The sequence below is a fragment of the Pseudomonas sp. PA-1-6B genome (genome assembly GCF_021609545.1).
Lineage (GTDB): Bacteria > Pseudomonadota > Gammaproteobacteria > Pseudomonadales > Pseudomonadaceae > Aquipseudomonas > Aquipseudomonas fluorescens_BV.
Genome location: NZ_WJZM01000067.1, coordinates 1 through 12,575, shown reverse-complemented (window position 1 = coordinate 12,575; position 12,575 = coordinate 1). Strand labels below are relative to the sequence as shown.

General features: G+C 62.2%; 12 protein-coding genes and 1 pseudogene. 7 read left to right on the top strand and 6 right to left on the bottom strand.

The features are described 5' to 3' along the window. Positions 1–48 precede the first annotated feature (48 nt). Genes GIV35_RS23730 through GIV35_RS23715 form a run of 4 tightly spaced genes read left to right on the top strand, consistent with a single transcriptional unit; the run spans position 49 to position 2,790 of the window. Positions 49–414 carry a cupin domain-containing protein gene (locus tag GIV35_RS23730; RefSeq protein WP_105227277.1) on the top strand — a complete coding sequence of 122 codons (366 nt, stop codon included), beginning with the start codon at positions 49–51 and terminating at the stop codon, positions 412–414. 13 nt (positions 415–427) lie between these two features. After that, entirely contained in the window at positions 428–1,249 is an 822-nt protein-coding gene (locus GIV35_RS23725; protein WP_236265788.1) for a molybdenum cofactor biosynthesis F family protein, read from the top strand. Continuing rightward, positions 1,242–2,045 (top strand): SDR family NAD(P)-dependent oxidoreductase, encoded by an 804-nt coding sequence (locus GIV35_RS23720; RefSeq protein WP_105227279.1) that lies wholly within the window; start codon positions 1,242–1,244, stop codon positions 2,043–2,045. The genes GIV35_RS23725 and GIV35_RS23720 overlap by 8 nt, the downstream gene beginning before the upstream one ends. After that, positions 2,035–2,790, top strand: a complete 756-nt coding sequence (locus tag GIV35_RS23715; protein ID WP_223023970.1) for an SDR family oxidoreductase — start codon at positions 2,035–2,037, stop codon at positions 2,788–2,790. Before GIV35_RS23720 ends, GIV35_RS23715 begins: the two co-directional genes overlap by 11 nt. A 173-nt stretch (positions 2,791–2,963) precedes the next feature. Here GIV35_RS23715 and feaR read toward each other — a convergent pair whose 3' ends face one another. From feaR to GIV35_RS23700, 3 genes are all read right to left on the bottom strand, one after another. Next, positions 2,964–3,905: a transcriptional regulator FeaR gene (gene feaR / locus GIV35_RS23710; RefSeq protein ID WP_236265792.1), complete on the bottom strand. Its 942-nt coding sequence runs from the start codon at positions 3,903–3,905 to the stop codon at positions 2,964–2,966. 114 nt (positions 3,906–4,019) lie between these two features. Next, positions 4,020–4,586, bottom strand: a complete 567-nt coding sequence (locus tag GIV35_RS23705; RefSeq protein ID WP_202692075.1) for a DUF3156 family protein — start codon at positions 4,584–4,586, stop codon at positions 4,020–4,022. Next, entirely contained in the window at positions 4,549–6,048 is a 1,500-nt protein-coding gene (locus tag GIV35_RS23700) for an APC family permease (protein ID WP_236265793.1), read from the bottom strand. The genes GIV35_RS23705 and GIV35_RS23700 overlap by 38 nt, the downstream gene beginning before the upstream one ends. Before the next feature lie 216 nt (positions 6,049–6,264). On the opposite strand from GIV35_RS23700, the gene GIV35_RS23695 reads away from it, so the two are divergent. Then, entirely contained in the window at positions 6,265–7,587 is a 1,323-nt protein-coding gene (locus GIV35_RS23695; RefSeq protein ID WP_236265794.1) for an alginate export family protein, read from the top strand. A gap of 32 nt (positions 7,588–7,619) precedes the next feature. Here the strand turns inward: GIV35_RS23695 and GIV35_RS23690 are convergent. Together GIV35_RS23690 and GIV35_RS23685 are read right to left on the bottom strand one after the other, a co-directional pair. After that, positions 7,620–8,093, bottom strand: a pseudogene (locus tag GIV35_RS23690) (flavin reductase family protein); the annotation flags it as partial. 56 nt (positions 8,094–8,149) lie between these two features. Beyond that, positions 8,150–9,319, bottom strand: coding sequence for a p-hydroxyphenylacetate 3-hydroxylase oxygenase component (locus tag GIV35_RS23685; protein WP_236304294.1), 1,170 nt, complete (start codon positions 9,317–9,319; stop codon positions 8,150–8,152). 235 nt (positions 9,320–9,554) lie between these two features. Here GIV35_RS23685 and GIV35_RS23680 point away from each other — a divergent pair, with 235 nt between their 5' ends. Beyond that, positions 9,555–11,042: an aldehyde dehydrogenase family protein gene (locus GIV35_RS23680; protein ID WP_236304293.1), complete on the top strand. Its 1,488-nt coding sequence runs from the start codon at positions 9,555–9,557 to the stop codon at positions 11,040–11,042. Positions 11,043–11,153: 111 nt separating this feature from the next. On the opposite strand, the gene GIV35_RS23675 is transcribed toward GIV35_RS23680, so the two are convergent. Then, positions 11,154–11,558 (bottom strand): RidA family protein, encoded by a 405-nt coding sequence (locus GIV35_RS23675; RefSeq protein WP_236265872.1) that lies wholly within the window; start codon positions 11,556–11,558, stop codon positions 11,154–11,156. Positions 11,559–11,915: 357 nt separating this feature from the next. Here GIV35_RS23675 and GIV35_RS23670 point away from each other — a divergent pair, with 357 nt between their 5' ends. Next, positions 11,916–12,389 (top strand): Sbal_3080 family lipoprotein, encoded by a 474-nt coding sequence (locus GIV35_RS23670; RefSeq protein WP_198716056.1) that lies wholly within the window; start codon positions 11,916–11,918, stop codon positions 12,387–12,389. The last annotated feature ends 186 nt before the right edge of the window (positions 12,390–12,575 follow it).

Sequence of the window (12,575 nt, the reverse complement as noted above, 5' to 3'; positions counted from 1 at the left end):
GAGCAAGCTCGCTCCTACAAAAATCTCGTACTTATCGGAGCATCTGCCATGACACTCACCCCCCTCAAACACAACGTCCAGCTGTCGGAACTCGACGCCTGGGGTACCGTGGCCGACCTCGGCTCGCAAATCCTTGAAGGCGACGTGCGCGCTTTCGGCAAGATGACCTTTGGCGCGCCCACCGATGCGGTCAGCAGTGCGTACTTCGGCACGACCCAGGGCAAGTTCCGCATGGTCTACCCTTTCGCCGAGCAAGCCACGGTGGTCACCGGCGAAGTGGTGCTGACCGACGAGTCCACCGGCCAATCCACCCGCTACAAGGTCGGTGACAGCTGGTTCGTGACCAAGGGCACGCCGGTGCTGTGGGAAGTGGTCAGCGAGAGTTTCGTCAAACACTACTTCGCCGTCGTGTAAGGGAGGCGTTGCCATGTCGAATTCATCTGACTGGATCACCGTGGGCGCCCTCGCCGACGGTTTTGCACCCGAGGCGTTCATCCTGCCGAACCTGGCCGACCTGGCCGGCCAGACCTTCACCCTGTACTTTGCCAATGGCTGGCAGATCGAACACCGCTTCGAACAGGAGCGCCTGGCCTGGCACGCCGCCGATGGCCACTCCAGCGGCAGCGCCGCCTACCGCGCCAGCTCGATTCGCCCGGGCCTGTACCTGGTGGACTTTATCAAGCACGAGGCGGGGCAAAGCTGGTCGATCAGCCTGGTGCTGGACACGCCAACGGCCTCCTTTACCGCGGTGATTGGCCGTATGCCAGAACCGGCGGAGACCCACGAAGGCCTTTACCACCGCGCCCTGGCCGGCAAACCGTTGACCTCGGTACAGGTTGACTTCCTCCATGGCAGCCTCGACCGGCCGTGGCAGGAAGGCCACTGCCTGCACGCCCCCACCGACGAGTTGGTCGGCCTGCGCAACCACTACCGCTACAGCCCCAGCGAGGTCTACGAACACATCTACCTCAACCCTCGGTTCTACGCCTGGCAATGCCTTGAGGGCGTGGAAAAAGGCTTGTGCGACACCGACCGCTGCCATTACTACAAGATCGCCGAACAGCTGTACCTGTTCGTCTGGCAGGAGAAGATTGTGCCGACCCTCGGCCTGGTGCTGATCGACCTGCAACAGCACCGCAGCGACGGCAAGATCTTCGGCTATGCCGGGGCGTCCTTCGACGCGCTGTCGAACTTCCCGATCAGTTCCTATTGTCAGGTGCTCAACCGCACGGAGTATCCCCGTGACTGAGCCGCGCACGGTGGTGATCACCGGGGCCGGCACCGGCATCGGCGCTGCCTGCGCACGCTTGTACGCACAGGAAGGCGCGCATCTGGTGCTGATCGGTCGGCGTCGTGAGCCACTGGAACAGGTGGCGCAGGACACCGGCGGGCTGATCCTGGTGGGCGATGCCGCCTGCCCGGACACCTGGGACGGCTTCATCCAACAAATCCGCAGCCACTTCGGGCGCCTCGATGTGCTGCTGGCCTGTGCCGGTGGCCACGGGCTGGGCAGTGCGACCCAGACCAGCCCGGCCACCTGGGAAGGCGCGCTGCGCAGCAACCTCGACAGTGCGTTTTACAGCGCCCGCGCCTGCCTGCCGCTGTTGCAGGAAAGCGCCGGGAACATCGTGCTAATTGGCTCCATCGCTTCATTGGCGGCAGGCCCCGAGGTGTGTGGCTACACCACCGCCAAACATGCGTTGCTCGGGCTCAATCGTTCGCTGGCCCGCGACTACGGGCCCCACGGCGTGCGGGTGAACGCGGTGTGCCCAGGCTGGGTGCACACGCCGATGGCCGACGCGGAGATGCAGCCGTTGATGGAGGCGTACGCCGAGACCTTGCAGCAGGCCTATGCGCGTGTGTGTGCCGATGTACCGCTGCGGCGTGCCGCCCGTGCCGACGAGATCGCCAAGGTGTGCCGCTTCCTGGCCAGCGACGACGCCTCGATCATTACCGGCGCCACGTTGGTGGCGGACGGTGGCTCCAGCATCGTCGACGTGCCGACGCTGGCGTTCACGCGCCTGGAGCCTGCCCATGACGAATGACCTGGATTTCAGCGGCCAGGTCGTGCTGGTCACCGGCGGCGCCCAGGGCATTGGCCTGGGCATCGTCCAGGCCTTTGCCCAACGCGGTGCGCGGGTGGTGATTGCCGACCGTAGGGTTGAACAGGCTGAAGCCGCGGCTGCCGAGTTGTGCGCGCAAGGGCATCACGTTGAAGCCGTTGGCGTTGACCTGGCGAATGCCGAAGCGGTGTTCGCTTGCGTCCAAGGCTTGGCGCAACTGGATGTGCTGGTGCACAACGCCGGGTACTTTCCGCTGACCGCATTTGCCGACATTACCCCCACGATCCTGGAGCGCACCCTGGCGGTGAACCTGTCGGCGCTGTTCTGGCTGACCCAGGCGGCGTTGCCGATGTTTCGCGAACAAGGCCGGGGCTGCGTGCTGGTGACGTCTTCGGTCACCGGCAACCGGGTCGGTTATCCGGGGCTGAGCCACTATGCGGCGTCCAAGGCCGGGGTGAATGGGTTTATCCGCAATGCAGCGCTGGAGCTGGCGCCGTTGAATGTGCGGGTCAACGGCGTGGAGCCCGGCATGATCGCCACCCCGGCGATGGATAACCTGGGCGATGCGGCCGTGAACGACAGCATCGCCCGCCGTGTGCCGCTGGGGCGCCTGGGCGCGGCGGCGGATATTGCCGGGGCGATGGTGTTTCTGGCCTCTGACCTGGCGGGCTATATCACCGGGCAGACGCTGGTGGTGGACGGCGGCGCGACGCTGCCCGAAATCTGAAACCGGAACTGAATGTAAGGCTTGTCACAATGCCAGTCAGCTAAGCGCAATCCCCTGTGGGAGCTGGCTTGCCTGCGATGGCGGTGAGTCAGTCAACTAATCTGTAACTGCTACACCGCCATCGCAGGCAAGCCAGCTCCCACATTTGATCTTATGCAGACTGAAGGACCTGTTTATGCCCCCACCGCCTGCAACCGGCTGGAACGAAAATCCTTGGGCGATACCTCGAACTGCTTCTTGAACGAGCGGCTGAAATGCGCCGAGTCGGTAAAGCCCCATTTGTAGGCAATCGAGGTGATCGACTCACTGCGCAGGAAGGGGTTGGTCAAGTCGTCTGCACTGCGCTTGAGCCGTGCGCGCTGGATGTAGCGGCAGACGCTGTCGTCCTGTTCCTCGAACAAGCGGTACAGGTGCCGTACCGAGATATTCAGGCGGTTGGCCAAGCCAATCGGGCTCAGGCCAGGCTGGCCCAGCGACTCATCAATAACCTTTTGCACGTAGCTGCGCAGATTATTGCCCTGCAACGCAGCAACGCCCTCGCGGCACTCATCGCCCTGCTCCAGCGCCGAGCCCAGCAGCGACACAAAGGCCGCCTGCAGTGCGTCCACTTGCGTGGCATCGTCGTCAGTGTCGTCCTTGCACAGTTGGTCCATCAACACATGCAACATGCGCCCGCAGGCTTTGGTCGAGGATATCTTGCCGAACGCCCGCGTCTGACCGCCCAGATGCTTGCACACTTCGGTACGCGACAAAGACAGCGAAGCATGTTCGATCAAACCAAAGGGCGTGATTTCGATGGAGCCCACCGAATCCATCAACAGCATTTCGCCGGGGGCCAGTTGCACCGTCTGGTCGTTCTGGGTGATTTGCGAATAGCCGCTGCGTTGGCTGACCAGGAAACATTCCTGGTCGTTGTCATGGTCGGCGTGGTGCGTCGAGCGCTTGATCAGCCCGGCATTGGTGCGCAGGATGGCCAGGCCACGCGGCAGGTTATGGATCTCGCCGATAAACAGCGAACGGTTGAAAGCCAGCTCGGTATCGAAGTGGCCGCACGCGTCGCGCAGTTCGCGGTTCCAGCTGTCGAGCCCGTCGGGTGCATGCTGTGGGATGCTCATGGGGTGTCTCCGCAGTGGCGTTATTCTTGTTGTTCTGGTGCAATAGTTAACATGTTATCTATATGCACGCAACAACAACCTGTTTGCCCTTTGCAGAAGCACTAATGGTGCCAATCAGAGGTCCGACAATACCCGCCGCAACCCGGCCAGTACGGCCAAGAGATACCCGCGTTGCTCGGGGCTCAACGCAATGTAGCGCCGGAACGCCGGCATGCGGTTGACCACCTCGCTGCCGCCCATATGCTCCAGGCGCACGCACCATTGCTGGTCTTGCAGCTCGATGCGCAGGCGCTTGAAATCCAGCGGCATCAACGCCTGGAACAACGCGCTGTCAGCCTGCAAACGCGCCTGCAACTCACGGCCCAGTGCCTGGTTGCCAGCGCGGCGCCGCACATGAATACCGCTGCGCCGGATCGCGCCGCCATGGTGCACCTCGAAGCTGCAAGCGCCACCCGCTGCAGCAGGAACGCGCAGGACACATTCGGTCAGCACCAGGTGCATCAACAACTGCGACTCGGTGCGCTCGACAATCTCAAAGGCCACACCGCCCACTTCAAGGCTTGCCAGGCCCAGGTCACGCCGCAGGTGGGCCAGGGTCACCCCCGGCCGATACCCGCTGGGTGCGCGGTCAGCACGAAACAGCTCAAACAGTTTTTGCCGCAAGGTCGCTATAACCCTCATGGGCGTGCCCCGGTTCGTGATTGAATTCCTTGGCCAACACCTCTTCCACGCAGGCGGGCTTGAAGGGGTTGACCTTCTGCACCACCAGGGTCCAGAACAGCGCATAGGTGGCCGTCACGCCGAGCATCACGCCAAACGGCACATAAATGTCAGCCGGGTTCATGCCTGGCGGAGTGATAAACCACATGCCCAGCAGGATGCCGATGCTGGAGACGATCTGCGGCAGCGGGAACCACGGCGAACGATAGGCCCGAGGCAAGTCCGGACGGCGAACGCGCAGGATCACCACCGACAGCGTCACCAACAGGTAAGCGAAACTCCACGCGCACACCGCCGCCAGCACCAGGTGCATGATGTTGTCGGTGTTGCCGCCCAGGTACAGCGCATGCAGGCACGGAATCAACATGGCCACCAGGATGCACAACAGCGGCGTCTTGAAACGCGGGTGCAGGTAGGTGAACACCTTGGGCAAGGCGCCATCCACCGCCATGCCGTAGAGGATGCGCGGCACGCCGGCCATCAGGGTATTGATGGTCGCAGCGCCAGCGAACAGAAAGCCGATACCCAGCCACAACGGGCCGATCTGCCCCATCACCTGTTCGGCAAATCGGGGGATGGCCATGGGTGTGTCCAGCAGGTGCACGCCGGACGCGGCGTCGAGCACGACGTTTTCCACCTGGCGCTTCATCGCCGCGCCATAGATGAACATGCACGTCGCCACGCCCATCAGCCCGAGCATCATCGCCCGTGGCATCACCTTGGCCGATTGGCGCAGGTCCGGCGCCAGCGGGGTGACGAACTCGCAACCCACGAACATGAACATCGCCATACCCACCAGCGACAGCACGGTGACCAGGTCGGTGCCCACCAGCGACTCACCGAACCAGCCATCCAACTGCACCGCCGGCGCGGCGATCAGGCCCATTACGCCGAACACCATCAGGGTGGTCCACATGCCGAAGGTCAGGATGATCTCCGCTCGGCCAAACGCGCTGACGCCAAAGGCGTTCAGCACGCCGAACACCAGCACGAAACCGACGCCCAGCAACCACGAGCCGCCGGCCGACTCTGCCAGGGTGTTGAGGTGTTCGAAGTTCACCAGGGCCATGACGCCGGCGAGGATGGTTTCGGCGGTGCCGGCGAACACATGCACGATCAGGTAGGCCGACAAGGTCCCGGTGATCGCAAAGAACCGGCCCATGCCGCAGTTGATGTAGTCGTACACCGAACCGGTGGTGGGCAACATCGAGGCGGCCTCGGCAAAGGTTGTCGCCTGGGCCAGCATCATCACCACGGCGATCAGCATCGCCAGGGCAAACGCGCTGCCACCGATGCCAAAACCCATCGTGGCGGTGAGAATCACCGGGCTGGCCATGATCAGGCCGATGGTGCTGGCCAACGCAGTGGGAAAACCTACCGTGCCCCGGTTGAGGTGTGCGGTGAGTCGGTCGTTGATCGACATGGAGGGGTCCTCGAAGCGGTTTTTTTAATGTGTCGGCACTCTGCGCCCCACTCCCGTTGATCGTCTTGCCCCTGTCTGCCGCCGGTTTTGTTGCTGCCTGCCAAGGCCTGCTGCCTGGCGGCCAGAGTCAATTGCCTGGCACGCAGGGAAAAGACTTGGCCTCACACCGCTCGCCCTAATGCGCCCTCACTCTTAACCAAGATGGGGGCAATAACAATGGAGCACACACTGAAAAACCGCTGCCTGCGCCAGACGGTCGGCCTGGGCGTGGCACTGTTGGTGGGCCAGGCGCAGGCCATCGAGTTGTATGCGGACGCCGACACCCAGGTCACCGGCAACTTCCTCGCCGTGTACGGTATGTTCAACAGCCCGAAGAACTACGATGGGCGCCGCGGCGGCGCCACTTGGCGTGAGGCGTTCATCAAGTACGGCCTGAGCGTCGAACAGCGCCTGGGCAACCTGGGCGGTGTGTATGGCACCGCCAACCTGGTGAGTTCCGGTACCTGGGGCGACGGCGATGCGGCCGGGTTGACCAACGGCACCGAGCGCACCACCAAGTTTGACGAAGCCTTCGCCGGCTGGCGGTCTGGCGAGTTGTTACCGGCGCTGGGCAAGGACGGCCTGGACCTGTCGTTCGGTCGCCAGATCATCATGCTCGGCGACGGTTTTATCCTTAACGACGACGGCCCCAACCTGGGCAATGGCGTCGGCGACGGCGAGTTCAATCGCGGCGGCGCCTACTACATCGCCGCACGCCATGCCTTCGATAAGACGGCGGTGATTCGCCTGGGCGGCAAGGACGGTGTGCATGGCAGCCTGATGTGGATCAAGTCCGACAACCGTGCCCAGGCCCTCACCGAAATGGCCGCCGGCACCCTGGAGTACAGCGCCGCGCCGGGGACCCTGGGGCTGACTTACGTTCACGGTATCGATGTGGACGAGCGCTTCGCCACCGACCTGCAGCGCCAGCGCAAAGGCATGAACCTCTACAGCCTGCGCGGCGCCGGCAATGCCGGTATCGACAACGTGCACTTCGCCTTCGAACTGGCGCGCCAAAGCCGCCGCGACGGCCAGGAAAATGCCGGTTACGCCGAAGCCGGCTACACCTTCGCCAACCTGCCGTGGTCACCGGACCTGACCTACCGCTACGCCCGTTATTCGAAGAACTGGGACGGCCTGTTCTCAGGCTTCAACCGTGGCTACGGCACCTGGGTGCAGGGCGAAGTGGCAGGCAACTATTCCGGCCCGTTCAATAGCAACACTGCCGTGCAGCACGTGGCGCTCAAGGTCAAACCACTGGAGAACGTCACCCTGGGGGCGCTGTTCTTCGACTACAACACCGTCAGTACCCGCGGCCAATTGAACCTGGATGGCCGCGAACTGGACCTGTATGCCGAATGGGCCGTCAACGAGCACCTGATCATCACGCCGCTGCTGGGCCTGTACAAACCCGATAAATCGGCCGATACCGGTGGCAATCAGGTCGGCGGCAACGGCACCAATGTCTACAGCCAACTGGTGGTCGCCGTGCCGTTCTAAACCGCTTCGGGCGCGCAGGGAGGCAGCGCCCGGACCTCGGCATAGGCGCCCTGATGATAGAGCAGCGGCGCACGGCCAAAGTCATCAAAGGCCACCACCTTGCCGATCATGATCCAATGGTCGCCGCCGTCCACCTGCTGGTATTTCTCGCAGTGAAAACGCGCCGAGCAATCGGCGAATACCGGCGAGCCACCCTCCCCCGGCTCGTACTCGATCAGGGCGAAGCGGTCTTCACGGGGGCGGGCAAAATTGTTCGACAGGTGCACCTGGTCCGCCGCCAAGACATTCACGGCAAAGTGGCTGGCCTCCTCGAACACGGCATGGCTGTTGGAGCGCTTGTCAATGCTCCACAGCACCAGCGGCGGGTCGAGGGATACCGAGTTGAAACTGTTAGCCGTCACGCCCACCTTGCGCCCGGAGGCGGTGGCGGCGGTGACCACGGTCACGCCAGTGGCAAAATTGCCCAAGGCGCGACGAAAGGCTCGTGGGTCAAATACGTCGGACATGCAAGACTCCCGGGTGGCCTCTATGGGCCGCCCTGATTGTTGTAGGGAACACGCAGCTACACCATGCTCGGGTCGGGCTCCAGGCCCATCAGCTCACGGCCAAGGATCTGCGCGCACACGTCATAGTCGGTGTAGGCATGCGCGCCCGTCATGTGGGCATCGCGGAACAGGCGCTGCATTTCGTTGTGTTCGAACCAGGCATTGCCACCGGCAGCGGCGAACAGCCGGTCTACCGCTTCGATGCACATCTTGGTGGCGTAGGCCTGGTTGGTGCGCCAGAACGCCAGGGTTTCTCGCGCTGGGTAGCGGTGGGCGGCGCTGTGTTCGGCGTGGTCTTGCCAGGTCTTCTCCAAAAACGCCCGAGCAGCGGCCACCTGGTGGGTGGACTCGGCCAGGCGCATCAGCGCCGGGGTCGCTGCGCCGACGGCGGCACCGGTATAGGCGCGCACACGGTTTTTGGTTTTTTCGCGGAACACCTCCAGCATGCGCTCGGCCACGCCGAGGCTGACGGTGGAAAAACCACTGGCGAAATACGGCCGGTACGGCGCGTAGAAAATCTGGCTGTCAGGATACAAACCAAAGCCTGCGGACTTGCCTTCCATCATGTCCTTGGCCTTCTGGATCCGGTGCTCAGGCACCCAGGCGTTGTCGATGATCAGGGTCTTGGTGCCGCTGCCTTTCATGCCGGCCGCGAACCAGTCATCGCGGATCTGATAGTCACTGCGCGGCAGCACGGCAAAACAGTAATCCTGGGTACCTTCGGCATTCTGGCGACGGCAGCCGACAATCGCCCACTCGCCATGATCACAACCGCTGCTCCAGCCCATCTCACCACTGAAGTACACGCCGCCCTCGCCCTCGGTCACCCGGCCGAACGGCGCAATACTGCTGCTGGCCGTGGCATCCGGGTTGGCGCCCCAGATCTCCTCCTGCAACTGCGCCGAGAACAACGCCAGTTGATGGCTATGGGTACACAACAAACTCATGGCCCAGGCAGTGCTGGCGCAACTGCAGGCGAGCAAGGCGATGCAGTCGGCGAATTCGGGCAGCGACAGTTCCAGGCCACCGAATGCCTTGGGCTGGAAGGCGCGGTGCAGGCCGATGCTTTTGAGCAGCGCGATATTTTCATCCGGCACCTGGCGCAGCTGTTCGGCACGGCTGGCGTTCGCGGCAATGGCAGGCAGAAGAGGCTTGAGGTCTTCGAGGAGCGGGTTTGGCTTTTTCATGGACGGCCCTGCTTATTATTGGAAGTCCGGCAGGCGCTCCGAATCGTGGAACGGCGCGGGATGCAGGGCCAGTATCAAACGGGTCGTGCAGGCGGGAAATGCACGTTCGGCAGGCAAGCTTGTACTTTTCACAAGCACGGCAGGCACAGGCATAAAAGCTGGCAGGCACAGTCAAGCCGCTTATCAGTGCGTTGGTTAACCTCGGGTTTTCTTTGTGAACTGCCAGGAACCTGCCATGAGCGATATCCCGTTGCTGCCACAAGTGGAAGCCTTTTTGCGTCGCCGCCATGGGCTGTTTATCGACGGTGTCAGCGTGCACAGCCACGCCGATCAAACCCTGAACGTAATCAACCCTGCCAACGGCCAGGTGATCGCCGAAGTGGCCGATGCTGACCTGGCGGATATCGACGCTGCGGTCGCTTCTGCCAACCGTGGTTTTCAGCTGTGGTCCCAGGCTGCGCCCGCCATCCGCGGCAACGTGCTGCTGAAACTGGCCGACCTGCTGGAACACCATCGCGAAGAACTGGCGCAGATCGAAACCTGCCAGTCGGGCAAGATCATCCAGATCTCCCGCGCCTTTGAGGTCGACCAGGCCGCGCACTTCCTGCGCTACTACGCAGGCTGGGCCACCAAGCTCAGCGGCCAGACCCTCACGCCGTCGCTGCCTTCGTTCAATGGCGAGCGCTACACCGCCTTCACCTTGCGCGAACCGGTGGGCGTGGTGGTGGGCATTGTGCCGTGGAATTTCTCGACCATGATCGCCATCTGGAAGCTGGCCTCGGCGCTGGTGACCGGCTGCAGCATCATCATCAAGCCCAGCGAATTCACGCCGCTGACCCTGCTGCGCATCGCCGAACTGGCCATCGACGCCGGATTGCCGGCGGGGGTGCTCAATGTGCTGACCGGCGGCGGCCAAGTCGGCAAGGGGCTGGTGGAACACCCCGGCACGCACAAGGTGTCCTTCACCGGCTCAGTGCCCACCGGTATTGCGGTGGGCCGCAGTGCCATGGGCGCCGGGCTGACCCGCGCGACCCTGGAACTGGGTGGCAAGAACGCCGCCGGCTTCCTGCGCGACATGGATGTAGACAAAGCGGTGGATGGCATTATCGAAGCGGGCTTCCTGCACTCGGGGCAAATCTGCGCAGCGGCCGAACGTTTCTTCGTACACCGCTCGCAAATCGACGCCGTGCTGGAAAAACTCAAGGCGCGTCTCAGCCGCCTGACCATCGGCTCGCCCCTGGATGAACACACCGAATTCGGCCCGGTAACCCACCAGCAACACCAACAAAAACTGCTCGGCTACTTCAACCAGGCCCGCGCCGAAAACAACACCATCATCCACGGCGGCCACCTCATCGACCGTCCCGGCTGCTACGTCGAACCCACCGTGATCCTGGCCAACCACCTGCACGACACCCTGCTCAACGAAGAAACCTTCGGCCCCATCGCCACCTTCCTGCCCTACGACGATGAAGACGAACTGCTCGCCATGATGAACCACGGCCCCTTCGGCTTGAGCGCCAGCCTGTGGACCAATGACCTGGGCAAGGCCCTGCGCATGATCCCGGCGATCAAGGCGGGCACGCTGTGGGTGAACATGCATACCTTGCTCGACCCGGCAGTGCCGTTTGGGGGCAGCCGGTCTTCGGGGTTAGGGCGGGAGTTTGGTGGTGCGTTTATTGAGGATTACACCGAGCTTAAATCGGTGATGATTCGGTATTGAATGGCTGTAGGAGCGAGCTTGCTCGCGAAAAACGTCAACGATAACGCGTGCATCCTGAATACATGCGGCGGCTATGGTTTTTTCGCAAGCAAGCTCGCGCCTGCAAAAGCCCTAACTGAACGGAACCACCGCCTCCGCCTCAACCTCGATCAACCACTCAGGCAACGACAACCCACTGACGATAATCCACGAAGACGGCGGCGGGTTGTGCGCGAAGCGCTGGCGCAGCGCCTCGGCAATCGGCTCCTGCTGATCCCGGGCAGATTCGACGATATACAGCCGCAGCATGATCACATGAGACAGATCACCGCCCACCGCGGCCAGCACCTTTTCGACATTGTCCAACGCCGTGGCCGTCTGCTCCGCAATGCCTGGGCCCACCGTGCGCTCTTGAGCATCCACGCCCACCTGCCCGGACAACATGATCCGCCGCCCCTCTGGCACTTCCATGACCTGGCTGAAACCGTATTGCAGGGAGTTGAATACCGTCGTGGGATTAATGACCTTTCGTTGCATGACCAATCCTTGTTGTCAGTAGGAAAACAAGGCTAACCCAAAGAAACCGCTCAGGATGATGGTTCAACATCCAGCAACATGTTCGTGGGTGAAGCGCTGAACCGTGAGTGCCCGGCGGCCTGATGAAAACGCGCAAACCCAACAGGCAATGACATTCCCTGTAGGAGCCGTCGAGCTTTAGCGAGGCCGCGATGGCGGTGGGTCAGGCAATGAATATTGTTGACCGGGCCGCCGCCATCGCAGCCTCGCTAAAGCTCGACAGCTCCCACATTGGATCAGCTGCGTCTCAGTAGATAGTGATCCATGCTGGAACTTCACTGCTATCATCCAGCCACTACTTATGACATGGAGGTCGCTATGCACCAGGTAACAACTCTCGCTTGCTTACTGGTATGCGGCGCCCTCACCGGCTGCAGCATCACGCAAACCGTCACCCCCGTTCCCTCCTCAACTATTCACTCGCCCGAAATCTGCATGATTCCCGCCGCAGGCCTGCGCGAGGGTTTCAACACCACCTACACAGCTCAACTGCGCAGCAAAGGCTTTCAGACCCGCGAGTTGCCGCCAGGTAGTCCGCCCGCCAATTGCGCGCTATCGACCACTTACATTGGCACATGGAGCTGGGACATGGCGCTGTATATGAGCTTTGCCGATATTCAGGTGTTCGAGAACGGCCGAAGGGTCGGACAGGCGCTGTATGACTCAACCTCAGGCGGCGCCCGTATGGGCAAGTTCATTGATGCACAAAGCAAAATCATCGAGATGACCAATCAGCTGTTTCCCAATGCTGATTACGGCATGACTCGACGTCAGGCTGACCGTCTTCCCTAGAGCGAGCTCATCCACCAGCCTGCGCCACCCTCGAAAATGTGGGAGTTTCACATCTCATTCTGTAATTAGATGGACTCGCCCAAGCCGAGGCGTCTATGCGCCACGGTGGCATTCTTATAGAAGCCAACGACAGCGAGGGCGAGCCCATGAAAAAGCATACGACGATCAATCAGTCTTTGTCAGCCG